The 12,684-nt window shown below is 43.2% G+C and carries 9 protein-coding genes and 1 pseudogene; 7 read left to right on the top strand and 3 right to left on the bottom strand.

Annotated elements, in window-relative coordinates; genetic code table 11:
• Positions 1–120 precede the first annotated feature (120 nt).
• The 6 genes from M1P97_RS02535 to M1P97_RS02510 all read left to right on the top strand — a co-directional run bounded on the left by M1P97_RS02535 (position 121) and on the right by M1P97_RS02510 (position 5,982).
• Positions 121–348 (top strand): 4Fe-4S dicluster domain-containing protein, encoded by a 228-nt coding sequence (locus tag M1P97_RS02535; protein WP_046148958.1) that lies wholly within the window; start codon positions 121–123, stop codon positions 346–348.
• Between the two features lie 7 nt (positions 349–355).
• A complete protein-coding gene (locus M1P97_RS02530) occupies positions 356–1,435 on the top strand; it encodes a 3-methyl-2-oxobutanoate dehydrogenase subunit VorB (protein ID WP_195372721.1) in 1,080 nt (359 codons plus the stop codon).
• A 189-nt stretch (positions 1,436–1,624) separates the two neighbouring features.
• Positions 1,625–2,389 carry a thiamine pyrophosphate-dependent enzyme gene (locus tag M1P97_RS02525; protein ID WP_075558044.1) on the top strand — a complete coding sequence of 255 codons (765 nt, stop codon included), beginning with the start codon at positions 1,625–1,627 and terminating at the stop codon, positions 2,387–2,389.
• A 17-nt stretch (positions 2,390–2,406) separates the two neighbouring features.
• A complete protein-coding gene (locus M1P97_RS02520; RefSeq protein WP_195372722.1) occupies positions 2,407–2,949 on the top strand; it encodes a 2-oxoacid:acceptor oxidoreductase family protein in 543 nt (180 codons plus the stop codon).
• Positions 2,950–3,019: 70 nt separating this feature from the next.
• Complete coding sequence (locus tag M1P97_RS02515) at positions 3,020–5,152, top strand: putative porin (RefSeq protein WP_249388303.1); 2,133 nt, start codon at positions 3,020–3,022, stop codon at positions 5,150–5,152.
• 5 nt (positions 5,153–5,157) lie between these two features.
• On the top strand, positions 5,158–5,982 hold the full coding sequence (locus M1P97_RS02510; RefSeq protein WP_195372724.1) for a transporter substrate-binding domain-containing protein: 825 nt from the start codon (positions 5,158–5,160) through the stop codon (positions 5,980–5,982).
• Between the two features lie 3 nt (positions 5,983–5,985).
• On the opposite strand, the pseudogene M1P97_RS02505 reads toward M1P97_RS02510, so the two are convergent.
• Positions 5,986–7,669: pseudogene (locus M1P97_RS02505) on the bottom strand (PAS domain-containing sensor histidine kinase).
• Between the two features lie 44 nt (positions 7,670–7,713).
• Between M1P97_RS02505 and M1P97_RS02495 the strand changes: the two are divergent.
• On the top strand, positions 7,714–9,009 hold the full coding sequence (locus M1P97_RS02495; RefSeq protein ID WP_195372726.1) for a DEAD/DEAH box helicase: 1,296 nt from the start codon (positions 7,714–7,716) through the stop codon (positions 9,007–9,009).
• A gap of 86 nt (positions 9,010–9,095) precedes the next feature.
• Here M1P97_RS02495 and rho read toward each other — a convergent pair whose 3' ends face one another.
• Together rho and tilS are read right to left on the bottom strand one after the other, a co-directional pair.
• Entirely contained in the window at positions 9,096–11,102 is a 2,007-nt protein-coding gene (rho, locus tag M1P97_RS02490; RefSeq protein WP_249388300.1) for a transcription termination factor Rho, read from the bottom strand.
• A 191-nt stretch (positions 11,103–11,293) separates the two neighbouring features.
• A complete protein-coding gene (gene tilS, locus M1P97_RS02485; protein WP_249388299.1) occupies positions 11,294–12,634 on the bottom strand; it encodes a tRNA lysidine(34) synthetase TilS in 1,341 nt (446 codons plus the stop codon).
• Positions 12,635–12,684 lie beyond the last annotated feature (50 nt).

Below are 12,684 nucleotides of genomic sequence, written 5' to 3'. Positions count from 1 at the left end.
TTGGCTATCTGTCATCATTACAAGGGATGATCTATTAAAAAACAAAACATCCCCTTGTTTATATAACATTAGTTCTTAACTTTGCCGTTCTACACGACATAAAACATAATTAGTTATACTATGGCAAAAATAAAAGGAGCGGTAGTTGTCAACCAGGAACGCTGCAAAGGATGCAACCTATGTGTTGTTTCCTGTCCGAGCGATGTACTGGAATTACACCCGCGTGAAGTGAATAACAAAGGGTACCATTATGTGTACATGAAAAACCCTGATGCTTGCATCGGTTGCGCCAGTTGCGGATTAGTTTGTCCGGACGGTTGTTTAACCATCTACAAAGTAAAAATATAAAACAGATATGGCAGAAGAGATTAAATTAATGAAGGGGAATGAAGCCATCGCACATGCGGCTATCCGTTACGGTGCCGATGGATACTTCGGTTACCCCATCACTCCGCAGTCGGAGATCTTGGAAACCCTTATGGCTGAAATGCCCTGGGAAACAACCGGAATGGTAGTACTGCAAGCCGAAAGTGAAGTTGCAGCAATCAATATGGTATATGGTGGTGCCGGTACAGGCAAACGTGTAATGACATCATCTTCCAGCCCCGGTATCAGCTTAAAGCAGGAAGGTATTTCTTATATCGCAGGTGCTGAATTGCCTTGTCTGATCGTGAATGTAATGCGTGGAGGTCCCGGCCTGGGAACTATCCAGCCAAGCCAGGCAGACTACTTCCAGACTGTAAAAGGTGGCGGACATGGTGACTATCGTCTGATTACCCTTGCTCCTTCCTCTGTACAGGAAATGGCTGATTTCGTAGGGTTGGGCTTCGACCTTGCTTTCAAATATAACAACCCGGCTATCATCCTGGCAGACGGTATCATCGGCCAGATGATGGAGAAAGTGGTTATGCCTCCTTTCCGTCCCCGTAAGACGGAAGCCGAAATTATCGCTGAATGTCCGTGGGCGGCACAAGGCAAACTGAAAAACCGTAAGCCGAACGTGATCACTTCCCTGGAACTCGATCCGGCAAAGATGGAAGAAAACAATATCCGCTTCCAGGCTAAATATCGTAAAATCGAAGAGAATGAAGTGCGTTACGAAGAGTTCCATTGCGAAGATGCAGAATACCTGCTTGTCGCTTTCGGTTCTTCCGCACGTATCTGCCAGAAAGTAGTGGAAATTGCACGCGAAGAGGGTATCAAACTCGGCTTACTGCGCCCGATCACTTTGTGGCCGTTCCCGACAAAAGCAATTGCTGCTTATGCCGAGAAGGTAAAGGGGATGCTTTCTGTCGAACTGAATGCAGGCCAGATGGTGGAAGATATCCGCCTGGCTGTTAACGGGAAAATAAAGGTTGAACACTTCGGCCGCCTGGGTGGTATCGTGTTTACTCCGGATGAAGTATTGAACGCGCTGAAAGAAAAATTATTTTAATTCGTATGACACGCGGAAGTAAAACTGATAGTATATTGACAATCCTGTTCATGGTGCTAGCGGCAGCAGCTATTATCTGCTATTTTGCCGTTCCCGACCGTCACGTATTCTTATATTGTGGCGGTGCTGCCATCTGCTTCAGACTTGTTCAATATCTACTGAGATTTATTAGTTAATTAAGCTACAATTATGGAACTCAACGAAATAATTAAACCGGAGAATCTGGTCTATACAAAGCCGGAATTGATGAATGACAATCCCATGCACTACTGCCCCGGTTGCAGCCACGGTGTCATACACAAGCTGATCGCTGAAGTGATCGCCGATATGGGAATGGAAGAAAAAACGATCGGTATCTCCCCGGTGGGATGTGCCGTATTCGCATACAACTATCTGGATATCGACTGGATAGAAGCAGCCCACGGACGTGCTCCTGCCATCGCCTCTGCTATCAAACGTCTGAACCCGGAAAAGATGATCTTTACCTATCAGGGTGACGGTGACTTAGCCGCTATCGGCACAGCTGAAACGATCCATGCCGCCAACCGTGGTGAAAACATCGTGATCGTATTCGTGAACAATGCTATCTACGGTATGACCGGTGGCCAGATGGCTCCTACCACACTGGAAGGCATGCCTACTGCAACTTGTCCGTATGGCCGTAATATCGCTCTCAACGGTTATCCGTTGAAGATCGGTGATCTGTTGGCTCAACTGGAAGGAACTTGCCTGGTTACCCGCCAGAGCGTACAGACGGCTGCTGCCGTTCGCAAAGCAAAAAAGATGCTGCGTAAAGCTTTCGAAAACTCGATGGCCGGTAAAGGGACTTCAGTGGTCGAATTCGTCTCAACCTGTTCATCCGGTTGGAAGATGACACCCGAGAAATCAAACAAATGGATGGAAGAGAATATGTTCCCGTTCTATCCGTTGGGAGATCTTAAAAACAAAGAATAAGTAAATACAGAAACGACATGAAACAAGAAATTATTATAGCAGGCTTTGGAGGACAAGGTGTTCTGTCGATGGGTAAGATACTTGCTTATTCAGGCTTGATGGAAGGCAAAGAAGTTACCTGGATGCCTTCATACGGACCGGAACAACGTGGTGGTACAGCCAACGTAACAGTAATCATGAGCGATGATCCCATCAGTTCACCGATCCTGAATGAATATGATATCGCAATCGTACTGAATCAGCCTTCGATGGACAAATTCGAAAGCAAGGTGAAGCCGGGCGGTATCCTTATCTATGACGGATATGGCATACATACCCCTGTTAAACGTACCGATATCAGCGTTTACCGTGTGGATGCTATGGATGCAGCAACCGAAATGAAAAACGAAAAAGCATTCAACATGCTTATCCTGGGCGGTTTATTAAAAATTGTTCCGATGGTAAAACTTGAGAATGTACTGTTGGGTCTGAAGAAGTCCCTGCCCGAACGTCATCACAAGCTGATCCCGATGAACGAGGCTGCCATAAAGAAAGGTATGGAGATCATACAGAAAATGTAATCTTGCAAAAAGAATATAAAGAGGGGCGTTTCTTTCGTAGGAACGCCCTTTTGTTTTATCTTTGCAACCCATGAAGCATTGCTTATACATATTATTATTGCTGATAGTATCTGCCGCAACTGTTCAGGCTCAAAGAGAAGCACGTGGCAGATCAGAAAGTGGAGGAAAACAACGCGGTGGATTCTCTCTGTCAAATCTTTCTTCATCACAGAAAGAGATACCTGACAGTTTATTAGTAGTAGACAGTGCCGCTCTGAAATCCAAACGTCTTATAGCTTATCACCTCACCCCTCTTTTAGGGGAGGCTTATGTAGCTCCGCTGGATACCAACAAGCTGAACTTCGGAAATACGACATTGGTCGAAAGCAAGTCGCTGGCTATCGGATACCTGGCAAATCTAGGTGCCCCGGCACAGACAAAGATATTTTCCGAACGGAAGGAACCTCGCGACTTTATTTTCGCCGATGCCTACGACTACTACATCACGACACCGGAGAATGCTTATTTCTACAACACTAAAATTCCTTATACCAACATCATGTATACCTCCGCCGGCGGTAGTACCAATAAGGAAGAACAGTTGAAAGGAACTATGACCATGAACTTCGGCAAGAAGATCAACGTGGGTGGAGATATTGACTATATCTATGGACGAGGACACTATAAAGACAATGGAGACAAATTGTTAAGTTACCGCTTCTTCGGTAGTTATCAGACCGACCGCTATGAAATGCATGCTTACCTGAGCAACTTTAACTTTGTAAACTACGAAAACGGTGGCCTCGCCAATGACTCGACAATCAATCATCCGGACGAATATTTCCCCGAAGGACGTCCTTCCGATACTAAATCGTACGATGTGCGTTATCTGGCAAGTGCCTGGAACCGTGTACGCGGTAAACGGTATTTCCTTACTCAACGGTATAACCTCGGATTTACCCGCGAACTGGAAGAAACCGATGAAGAAGGTAACCCGAAAGAAGTATTTGTGCCTGTATCCAGCATTATCCATACAATCGATTATGAAGATAACCGTCGCCGGTTTATCTCTCATAGCAACCTGCTCGACTCGGCCTATATAGTTAAAGACGGAAATCAAAGCTTCCCCCGCATCTATGGGCTGGGAGCTACACTGAACGATCAGACTTCTTCATGGAATTTAAAAAACACGATAGGTCTTTCTCTTCGGGAAGGATTTCAGGACTGGGCCAAATTCGGACTGACAGCATTCGTTAGTTTAGAGAAACGCCGATTCAAGCTGGATCCCAGGATAGAAGGGCTTGATTACGGAGAATATGGTAGAGGCCCTAATTTCTCCGTCGACAATGTCGATCTTAATAATCTTCCCAAAGAAAAGATATACGATGAGTTTTCAACCTATATCGGAGCTGAATTATCTAAACGCATGGGAAGTATCCTGACCTATAATGCCCGGGGTGAACTTTGTCTCATTGGTAGCGATGTCGGCGAATTCCGCGCCACAGGAGATTTACAAACCCGTTTCAAACTATTCAGAAAAGATGCCACGATTAAAGCGAACGCTTACATTAAAAATGTAACACCCGCTTTTTACATGCGCCATAATCATTCGCGTTATTTCTGGTGGGACAATGATCAATTTAAGAAGATACAGCAGATATATGTCGGTGGAGAAGTCAATCTCGAATCGACCGGAACTACATTATCAGCTGGAGTGGAAAGTATTCAGAATTATATTTTCTTCAACAAAATGGGTATGCCCGAACAACACGGAAGCAATCTGCAGGTGGTAAGTGCCCGCCTAAAACAGGACTTCCGTTACCGTGCTTTCGGTTGGGAAAATGAAATTTGCTGGCAGATGAGCGGTGACAATGATGTATTGCCCCTTCCGAAGTTCAGTGCTTACTCTAATATGTATCTGGCCGCAAAAGTGGCAAAAGTATTGACTGTTCAGATAGGTGCGAACGTGTATTACAATACAGCGTATTATGCACCCTATTATGAACCGGCAACCCAGCAATTCCAGGTTCAGGATGAAGTTAAAGTAGGCAATTATCCTCTTATAAATGCCTATGTAAATTTCCATCTGAAACAGGCTCGCTTCTTCATTATGGCTTACAACCTGAGTAGTAAATTTGTCGAGCCCAATTATTTCTCCTTGTCACATTACCCTTTGAATCCGATGGTTCTAAAAATGGGTATTGCCGTTACATTCAATAATTAAAGAGTATGAAATCGCGGAAGTTACTGGTGGTCTATATGATTCTGCTGGCAATTGTTCTGATTGCCATGTTCCAGTTGTTTCAATTCAAAAAGGCGTCGCTCCTCCCCAGAGATTATCCTGAAATAAAAGAGGAAGGTATCCTGAGAATCGTAACGGAATATAATCAGTCCGGTTATTATGTAGCCGGCGATACGATCGAAGGTTTCCAGTATGAACTCAGCCAGGCTATAGCCAAACTATCCGGATTGGAAGTTCAGACCCATCTGGAAATGAGCCTAGCCGAAAGTTTCCAGGAATTATCAGAAAATAAGTGTGACGTAATTGCCCGCAATATCCCTATTACGAGTGATAATAAAGAGGAATATCTATTCACCGAACCGATCGTATTGAATAAGCAAGTTCTGGTACAACGTACGAAAGAAGCAAACAATGGATTTAAACCGATCCGCAACCAGTTGGATCTGGCTCAAAAGACTTTATATATCCCTAAGGACTCGCCTGCCAGATTGCGCCTGCAAAATCTGGCACATGAGATCGGAGATACGATATATGTCAAAGAAGATGAACTTTATTCCAGCGAACAACTGGCTATTATGGTTGCGAAAGGAGATATTGATTATGCGGTTTGCGATCAGCAGATAGCAAAAATATCCAAAGAGAATCTACCCGAAATAGATATTGATACAGATATCAGTTTCACACAACTGCAATCATGGGCAGTACGCAAAGACTCCCCTATCTTGCTCGACAGCCTGAACAGCTGGCTTTCACAAATTAAAGAAAGCGGCTTGTATAAGGAAATATACAAGCGCTATTATGGAAATAAATAATTACTAATCGTGGGTAGGTAGAATGAACGAGAAAGTCGAACCTTCACCCAATTTCGACTCAACTTGAATTGAACCACCCATTTTGGTTACTAAACTTCTGCAAATCGCCAGGCCAAGACCAATACCTTCCATATAGTCATTGATCTTCACAAAACGCTTAAACAGACTTTGTAGCTTGTCTTCAGCAATACCCATGCCGGTATCCTTTACATAAAAATTCAAGCAGCCGTCTCCCAGGTCTTTATATCCCATAGTGATACTCCCCTGCTTCGTATTCTTGATCGCATTATTTGCCAGATTATTTATAAGCTGCAACAAACGGATCTGGTCTGTACCAAACGTACATTGTTCCAATCCCTTTTCCAATATTAAATCCACACCTTTCGGCATACGAAGTTTAATAGAAGCATACGTGTTGTCCATCATCTCATTCAGATCAATGGGAGCATAACTAATTTTTATTGCATCCGCTTCAATCTTTGACAGATCGAGTATATCGTTGATCAACTGCATAAGCAACTGGTTATTTGACTTGATGATCTCATAATATGACATACGCTCCTCGTCTGTATCCGCAAACGCCATCAGTTCGGAAAAGCCGGTTATGGCATTCAATGGCGTACGGATCTCATGACTCATATCCGCCAAATACTTCGATTTCATTTTATCGGCAACTTCTGCCTTCTCACGAGCTTCTTCCAGAGATAACTCCTGATCCTTCCGATCTTGTATATTGGTCGAGCAACCGAGAATGACCAAAGGACGCCCTTTGACATCTCGCTCATAAATATAAGCCGACGATTCACGCCAATGATAATCTTCCTGTTCCGAGTACTTCACGCGTACCTCCATTTTCACTTCGGTCAACTTGCCGGTACACATCTTTTCAATAAGATCCCAGTAAACTTCCCGATCGTCAGGATGAATATAAGTCATAAATGTTGTTCCCGACATAGCTGTCAGACCATTCGGATGATCATCCCAACTATTCAGTTGAACCAAAGCATCTTTATAACCGTTTTTGCTGTCGGGATTAATAAAAATAGAACAAGTCCGGATATCGCTCGACTGCAAAGCCATCTTAGTGAGCGTCTGCGTTCTTTTAAGCGCATCTTCTACAGCTTTTTTAGCTGTTATATCCCGCCATAAGGCAAGTAGAAGCGTTTTTCCACAACTCAGCGAAATTGGAAATTTTGTGACTTCAATATCTTTAAATTCACCGGTTGCAGTTTTTACCTTCCCTTGAAATTCTATAGTCTTTCCGGTATTGATCACTCCCGGTCAATCTCACAACGCTTTTCAATCGACAACAAAGCATCATAATTTACTTCAAAATCGTCATGGCCCTCTATCTGGGAAGTATTAATTCCCGTAATATCTTCCATGAACTTATTCCAGTAAAGATAATTAAAATGATCGCCTGCATCTTTTACAAATACGCCTAATGGCAGATGATCCAGGATCGTATTCAGTAATTCGCGAATACTATCTTGTTCCTCCTTTAATGTTAACTTTGACTGAAGGTTGTCAAGGCCGTCATTTATCCCCATATCACTTACAATTTTTATCAAAATCGGGTATAAAGATATTTATTTTTATTATACTTCACCAGAAAACACTAATAAATTCAACGCCTGTAACAAAAAAAAGAGTATTTATAACAAGAACACTTACTTCTATATAGAATTTGGTAAATATTATTTACCTTTACGGTGAATTTAATGATAGAAGATGAGATTTGACGAATTGGATTTAGAAGAGGCCGTACTGGACGGACTCGATGCTATGAATTTTCAGGAAACTACTCCTGTACAGGAATTAACAATTCCGGTTATTTTAGAAGGGAAAGACATCATAGCCTGCGCGCAGACGGGAACAGGGAAAACCGCTGCTTACGTATTACCTTTGATTAACGAACTAAGTAAAGGTAACCATCCGGATAATGCCATTAATGCGATCATTATGGCTCCAACCCGTGAGTTGGCTCAACAGATTGACCAACAGATTGAAGGTTTTACATACTTCGTTCCGGTATCGGCCGTTGCCGTATATGGCGGAACCGACGGAATTGCCTGGGAACAACAAAAACGGGGGCTGGAAATGGGAGCCGACATCGTGATCGCTACCCCGGGACGTTTATTATCACATATCAAACTAGGTTCGGTTGACCTATCGAAAGTATCTTTCTTTGTCCTTGACGAAGCCGACCGTATGCTGGATATGGGATTCTATGATGACATCATGCAGGTACATAAGCAACTGCCGCAAACCTGCCAGACCATTATGTTTTCAGCAACGATGCCCCCCAAAATCCGGACATTGGCAAAAACGATCCTGAAAGATCCGGAAGAAGTTAAAATAGCAATCTCCCGCCCTCCCGAATCCATCATGCAAACAGCCTATATCTGTTACGATCCACAAAAGATCAAGATATTGGAAGACCTGTTCCTACAAAGTCGTCCGCAACGTGTCATTATATTCTCATCTTCTAAAATGAAGGTAAAGGAACTTGCCTCTACCCTGAAGCGGATGAAGTTCAACGTAGCGGCTATGCATTCCGACCTGGAACAGTCGCAGCGTGAGGAAGTAATGAAAGAATTCAAGAACGGACGCATCGATATACTGGTAGCAACGGATGTCGTATCGCGCGGTATCGATATCAACGATATCAAATTGGTTGTCAACTTCGACATACCTCACGACCCGGAAGATTATGTACACCGCATCGGCCGTACCGCCCGCGGAACCGGTGGTGAAGGATTGGCTATCACCTTTATCAGTTTAGAAGAACAAGCCCAGTTCAAACGCATCGAAGAGTTCCTGGAAAAAGAAGTATATAAGATACCAATCGATCCGAAATTCGGAGAAGCCCCTTTATACGAACCTGAAAAGTATGGAAATATGCGTCGTGGCCGCGGTCGTCCATCCAAATCCGGCAACGGAGGAGGGAGAAAGCCCAGTAATCGCCAAGGTAGTAACTCCGGAAAAGGACAGCAACACCGCGGTAGACCTAGAAAAGAAGCTTAACATACGAAAGTTCATTATATGCAAACAAAAAGGAGATATGCCATCGCGGTATATCTCCTTCTTTTATATAATAGTTTATTATCTATTTATCCATTCATCGAAGCCAGAAACTCCATATTGTCATAAGTCTGTTCCATACGTTTCTTTACAAACTCCATTGCTTCGAGTGAGTTCATATCCGACAGATATTTACGAAGAATCCACATACGGTTCAACGTACTTTCATCCTGTAACAGATCGTCACGACGGGTACTTGAAGCTGTAATATCAACAGCCGGATAAACACGTTTGTTTGATAACTTACGGTCTAACTGTAATTCCATGTTACCTGTCCCCTTGAATTCTTCGAAGATCACATCATCCATCTTTGAACCAGTTTCAGTCAATGCTGTTGCCAGAATTGTCAAGCTACCGCCATTTTCAATATTACGGGCAGCACCGAAAAAGCGTTTAGGCTTCTGCAATGCATTAGCATCCACACCACCGGAAAGAACCTTACCGGATGCAGGCTGAACAGTATTATAGGCACGTGCAAGACGTGTTATAGAATCTAACAGGATGACTACATCGTGACCACATTCCACCATACGTTTAGCCTTGTTCAATACAATCTCTGCGATCTTTACATGGCGTTCTGCCGGTTCGTCGAAAGTAGAAGCGATAACTTCGGCATCAACACTACGGGCCATATCCGTTACTTCTTCCGGACGTTCATCGATCAACAGGACGATCATATATACTTCCGGATGGTTGGCTGCAATTGCATTAGCAATATCTTTCAGCAACATTGTCTTACCAGTTTTAGGCTGTGCCACGATCAGACCACGCTGCCCTTTACCGATCGGAGAGAACAAATCGACTACACGAACGGAAATATTATCATTCACCTTCGGAGCCTTACGTGCCGTAAGCATGAACTTTTCATCCGGGAAAAGTGGAGTCAGGTGATCAAAAGGAACACGGTCGCGTACTTCTTCTGGCGAACGTCCATTGATCTTGTCTACTTTTACCAGCGGAAAATATTTTTCACCTTCCTTCGGAGGACGGATAGCACCTTCCACCACATCGCCGGTCTTTAAACCAAACAACTTGATCTGCGACTGCGATACATAGATATCATCCGGAGAAGTCAGGTAGTTATAATCAGAAGAACGCAGGAAACCATAACCATCCTGCATCATTTCCAATACGCCGGTTCCTATCAGGATACCGTCAAACTCGTATTGCTTTTCCTGCTGAGCATTGTTGTTACGCTGGTTGTTATGATTATTTTGATTATTCTGGTTGTTCTGTCTGTTATTAGGACGAGGTGTATTTTGTTGCTGTGGTTGCGAAGCTACTTCCTTTTCAGGTTGAACCGCTTTTTCCTGTGGTTGCGACTTAGCCGGTGAAGGAGAGAACGGGAAGAGCTGATCAAGAACCGACTTTGTATCAGGATGTCTGAATACAACTCTTTTAGGTTCATTTTCCGATACCGGGACATCGTTAGCCGGAGTTTCAGAAACCGGAACTGTGGGCACCTCAGGAACCGCTTCTACAACAGGTAATTCTTCAGGGGCACCTTCAACCACAACAGGTGGTAATAGAGGTTTCTCTACTACGGGAACTTCTGCAACAACAGACTGAGGTGTTTTTGATACTTTTACTTCGTCCGCATCATTAGCTGGAGCAACTGCACCGGCTACCTTTTCTTTTTTCTCTATACGAACTCTTTTTTTACGCTCAGGTTGTTCCTTCTTTTCTGCAGCAACAGCTACTTTCTTTTCTTCTACAGGTTTTGCTGCTTCGGGAGCCGGAGTCGTTGCTACTTCCGGTTTTGCCGCTTTCACTTTACTTTCGGCCTTAGGAGCTTTAGCAGCTACCGTTTTAGAAGGTTTCTTCGCTTTCGTCTGCTTTTCAGCTTTCTTAGCTTCTTTTTCTTTCTCCTTTTCAGCCTGTAGACCTGCATAAGAGATAGCCTGTTCATCAAGAATACGATAAACAAGTTCTTCTTTTTTCAAAGAACTTATTTTCTTAATTCCTAACTCTTCCGCTATACTTTGCAATTCAGGAAGGAGTTTTTCATTTAGTTCTAGAATATTATATTTCTGCATATTGAGAAGTGAGTAATAAAAACGGATACACGATCAAAGATGTACAATACGTGCTTACCGCTATCATTGTATCTTAATAGTTTTTGATAATAAATAAATCTTTCTTGTAAAAAACCGGATTGTTTAGCTAATTTGAATTATTAGTAACACATCTGCGGAGTAAATCTTTGCAAATGTAAGAACATTTTTAGTTATTCTATTATTTTTGTCGAAAAAAAATTCACAACCAGCACACTCTTAGTCGTTTTGTCGATACAAAATCGATTATCGGAGCGCTCTCCCACAATCCAAAGGATGGTTTCACCGCTACAAAGAAGCCATGTCTGCTCCTTATCTATACGGCTGAATTTATGATCCGAAAAATAGTCGCTCAACTTCTTACGCCCTTTCATTCCAAAAGGGATGAACCAATCTCCTTCTTTCCATCGACGAAGTGTTAGAGGGAAAGAGAGTTTGTCGTAATCAAAATAGGCGATATGTTTATCCTTCCGGATATTGAAGTCATTATTAATAACAATCTTCTGGAAAGAAAGTTCAACCGGACCTGACCAGATATCTTCCAGAACATCATCAGCGGTAAAAGTATATTCTGGTATTTCTTCCGTACAGATGGGTGAAAGCAACAGGTATTCGCGATCTTTCAACAAGCGATATTCAGGCGAGTAAAATATCCTTCCCGACTCTTTAGCCAGCGAGCGAAAAATGTCATCTGCCACTTGCCGGGTAAAACCATACGGTTTCAACAATTCATACAGAATAGTTGCAGGTGAAGGATAGTTCATCAGCCGGTCTATCGGAATACGATCCCCTTCTTCTATTAACTGCTTACGGGCTTCTTCCAGAACATGAAGATAAATAGTTTCGGTGTCAGCCAGATGATCAGCAGTACGGGCAATAGCTGTCCTGACGGAAGGATTCAACTCTTCCAGCAGGGGAAGCACACGAAGACGAATAAAATTACGCGTATAAGCGTCCGACAAGTTCGTACTATCCGTTACATAGGTCAAATGCTGCTCTCCCAACCAAGCTAATATCTCGCTACGACTAACAGTCAACAAAGGACGTATCACATAGCCATTCTTCGGACGAATCCCTCCCATTCCCCGAATTCCTGTTCCGCGAATGAGGTTTAATAAGACGGTCTCTACACTATCATCACGATGATGAGCTACTGCAATAGCCTGAGCATTAAAACGCTGCCGCATTTCCTCAAACCAGTTATAACGTAGTTCCCGGGCTGCCATTTCAATAGAGAGACGATGTTCAGTTGCATAAGCCGTTGTATCAAAATCTATTTTATGAAAAGGAACACCCAGTGCGAAAGCTGTCTCTGCAGCAAATTGTTCATCCCGGACAGATTCTTCACCACGTAAATGGAAATTACAATGTAGTGCTATACAAGAATAATCCAGCTGCACAAGCAAACCCAGCAAGGCAACCGAATCGGCTCCCCCGCTAAATCCAACCAAAACAGGCCTGTTATCGACCAGCAACTGCTGTTTTTCTATGTACGCACGAACAATATTCCTCATTTGATTACGCAATTATGGCTTTAGCCAAACAATTTATATTTCAGCTAAAG

It is taken from the genome of Parabacteroides leei, from assembly GCF_023369805.1.
Lineage (GTDB): Bacteria > Bacteroidota > Bacteroidia > Bacteroidales > Tannerellaceae > Parabacteroides > Parabacteroides leei.
The sequence above is the reverse complement of the archived record's forward strand: the minus strand, read 5'-3'. Positions and strand labels throughout refer to the sequence as shown.

Bases quoted from the DNA above. Each gene is read 5' to 3' on its own strand.
- M1P97_RS02535 (WP_046148958.1), top strand. From the start codon at position 121: ATGGCAAAAATAAAAGGAGCGGTAGTTGTCAACCAGGAACGCTGCAAA.
- M1P97_RS02530 (WP_195372721.1), top strand. From the start codon at position 356: ATGGCAGAAGAGATTAAATTAATGAAGGGGAATGAAGCCATCGCACAT.
- M1P97_RS02525 (WP_075558044.1), top strand. From the start codon at position 1,625: ATGGAACTCAACGAAATAATTAAACCGGAGAATCTGGTCTATACAAAG.
- M1P97_RS02520 (WP_195372722.1), top strand. From the start codon at position 2,407: ATGAAACAAGAAATTATTATAGCAGGCTTTGGAGGACAAGGTGTTCTG.
- M1P97_RS02515 (WP_249388303.1), top strand. From the start codon at position 3,020: ATGAAGCATTGCTTATACATATTATTATTGCTGATAGTATCTGCCGCA.
- M1P97_RS02510 (WP_195372724.1), top strand. From the start codon at position 5,158: ATGAAATCGCGGAAGTTACTGGTGGTCTATATGATTCTGCTGGCAATT.
- M1P97_RS02495 (WP_195372726.1), top strand. From the start codon at position 7,714: ATGAGATTTGACGAATTGGATTTAGAAGAGGCCGTACTGGACGGACTC.
- rho (WP_249388300.1), bottom strand. From the start codon at position 11,102: ATGCAGAAATATAATATTCTAGAACTAAATGAAAAACTCCTTCCTGAA.
- tilS (WP_249388299.1), bottom strand. From the start codon at position 12,634: ATGAGGAATATTGTTCGTGCGTACATAGAAAAACAGCAGTTGCTGGTC.